The organism is Microbispora hainanensis (assembly GCF_006874475.1).
GTDB lineage: Bacteria > Actinomycetota > Actinomycetes > Streptosporangiales > Streptosporangiaceae > Microbispora > Microbispora hainanensis.
The window spans coordinates 1-2,053 of sequence record NZ_VIRM01000118.1 but is presented as its reverse complement, the minus strand read 5'-3'; the positions used below and the strand labels follow the sequence as shown (position 1 = coordinate 2,053).

Below are 2,053 nucleotides of genomic sequence, written 5' to 3'. Positions count from 1 at the left end.
GGGCGCACATGCTCGGCTACTGGGGGCCACTTCTCGACCAAGAGCCGCCACTACTCGACCACGCTCGGCGCGCCGCGTCAGGTGCGGGCGGATCACCAGGCCGAGCGGGCTCGGGAACGGCAGCGCCTGCCTGCAACTGACGAGCGGGAGACAGTGACGGTGGGTCAGTGGCGCTTCGCCGGGAGCGGTTACCGGAATGGCGAACACCTGTGGGCCGAGCTGATCCGGCAACGCATCGCCACCGCCCGCCGGATCGCCCGCGAACGGGAGAGTCGGCCTGACCTTGCCGAATGTGAGGCGAGAGTGGTGCGGCGAGCGCAATGCCGTAGGCACCCGAAGGGCCGCGAAGCGGTTGGGCCGGCCGCCCCGCATCGAAATCTGTCGTTAGTCGGCGTAGTCCTCGCTGCCCGCCAGACGTCGACCTGCAGCGGCATGATGATCACGTGTTTCGCAGGAGCGGATCGGTGGGTGGGCTGTCGGTGGCGGGGTGGGGTCCGGGGTCTATGTCGTCCCGCCCGTGGTGAACGACCAGACGTACGGGAGGGCCATCTCGTTGCCTGCCGCGTCCCTGGCAGCGGAGACTTCCGCGGTGTACTGAGTGTTGGCGGCAAGCGGTTCATCCGGATCGAAGGTCAGTATGTCGTCGTTTTGCGCGGTCGTAGTTCCAGGCACCGTCGTGCCGTCCAGGCCCTTCAGGCGGAACCGCCCGCCGCTCACAGGTTTGCTGAACACCGCCCACGCGCCCTCGTCACTGGACACCTCCGTTTCTCCGGGCTCCGGGCCGGTTGCCACCACCGTCGGCGGCTGGGTGTCCGACGATTCGGACGGATCAGGTTCGTCCCCTGGTAGGGCTCTAGCTAGCAGGTCGTCGCTGTCGACGGTGAAGGTGGCGTCAGTGTTCTCCCTCAACTCCTGGAGCTTCTCCCAGGACACTGCCTCGGTATGCGGCAAACCCGGATAGACGCGGGAGCGCTCGGGGTCGTTCTTCAGGTCCTCCCACTCCTGTGGTGTCTGCGGATCCGGCTCCTTGGGGTAGGAGAATCTGATCACGTTGAGATCCTAAAAGCGGGTTCGTACTCCTGACTCGTGGCGGGCATGTCGCGGTCGCGGATACCCCTTTGCTGGGACTTGCGCTGCCGTCAGTTAAAGACGGCGGTCTCACCGGGCGCCACAGCGGAAAGCCACTGCCCTCGGCTCGTCCGCCTCTACGCTTGATGCGCCTTCCATCGTCTCACTGACAACCGATAGAAGGCTGAAGGCCCCCGGACTCGTTCGGGGGCCTTCACTCGTCTTCGGTGTCTCGTTGGGGCGGGCCGCCGGTCTCGGGGTCGGCGACGAAGGTTCCCTTGCCGAGCACGGTGTAGACGTCTCCGGCTTTCACCCAACCCGCACACACGGCGTTGACACCGACCAAGGGCTACGAACAATCGATCAGCGGGGGCGGAAGAGGTCGGGGCTGCCCATCTAGAGAGACAGCCAGGCGTCATGACTTGCGCGGTCTTCCGAATCGTCATAGCCGTAGAGTCCTGACCATGCCTACCAATCGGACCGTGTCGTTCGATGTCCACGTCAGCTACGGTCAGATCTACCTCGACGATCTCGCCGACGACATGTGGGGTCCGGAAACCTTCCCCGATGACCATCCCGAGCACCCCGTGGGCATCATTCGGGTGAAAGACGGTAAAGGTCTCCTGGTCACGGGCCTGCACACGGGAACGGTCGGCTTCTCGGTGACCGTTTTGGACCGCGACCCGGGGCCGGACGTCAACGAGTTCGAGGACATCGTGGAAATCAGCTTCCACACCCAAACGGGACGGATCTTCCTCGTCGAGTGGGGAGGCGAGGGATTTCACAAGCTACCCGACTTGTCGTCGGGCCCGGGCTGGTACCGACTGCGGTATCACGCCGTCCACATGGACCGGGCCATAGAATCGGACTGCTCGACGGATGCCATCATCGATCGTTATCTGCTGCAGATCTGGCCGCAAAATGAGTCCATCCCCCGAGTAGTCAAGAGCACGAGTCGCACGATCACCTGCTGGCGTAATGGGCT

2 protein-coding genes and 1 pseudogene are annotated in these 2,053 nt (G+C 64.4%); 2 read left to right on the top strand and 1 reads right to left on the bottom strand.

What is annotated here, in order from left to right; all coding sequences use genetic code 11:
* Positions 1-168, top strand: a pseudogene (locus FLX08_RS43605) (replication initiator); the annotation flags it as partial.
* A 333-nt stretch (positions 169-501) separates the two neighbouring features.
* On the opposite strand, the gene FLX08_RS39675 reads toward FLX08_RS43605, so the two are convergent.
* Positions 502-1,050 carry an Ig-like domain-containing domain gene (locus tag FLX08_RS39675; protein ID WP_142625399.1) on the bottom strand — a complete coding sequence of 183 codons (549 nt, stop codon included), beginning with the start codon at positions 1,048-1,050 and terminating at the stop codon, positions 502-504.
* A 500-nt stretch (positions 1,051-1,550) separates the two neighbouring features.
* Between FLX08_RS39675 and FLX08_RS39670 the strand changes: the two genes are divergently transcribed.
* Positions 1,551-2,053 (top strand): hypothetical protein (locus tag FLX08_RS39670; protein WP_208761978.1); only part of this gene is annotated, 503 nt, incomplete at its 3' end.